Source organism: Elizabethkingia argenteiflava (assembly GCF_009904105.1).
Taxonomy (GTDB): Bacteria; Bacteroidota; Bacteroidia; order Flavobacteriales; family Weeksellaceae; genus Elizabethkingia; species Elizabethkingia argenteiflava.
In genome coordinates this window covers 1-256 of sequence record NZ_JAAABJ010000251.1, presented here as the reverse complement: position 1 = coordinate 256, position 256 = coordinate 1, and the positions used below count along the sequence as shown (strand labels likewise).

The 256-nt window shown below is 35.9% G+C and carries 1 pseudogene; it reads left to right on the top strand.

Features of this window, described 5'->3' with window-relative positions:
- Nucleotides 1-256, top strand: a pseudogene (locus GNY06_RS02605) (IS481 family transposase); the annotation flags it as partial.

Here is a 256-nt window from a genome sequence, read left to right as displayed (position 1 = left end):
CCTAGAAGCCAAATCTGCTCAAGATGGTGTCGTCCTTACTGAATCTCAACTTTCAGCACTAGAAGGGGCTAAGGAAGAGAAAAAAACTCATGGAGAAATTGAAACTCATCATCCTGGATATTTAGGATTTCAAGACACTTATTACGTAGGCAATATCAAAGGAGTTGGACATATTTATCAACAAACTTTTATTGACACGTATTCCAAAGTAGTATTAGCAAAACTATATGACCGTAAAAATGCTCTTATTGCTGAT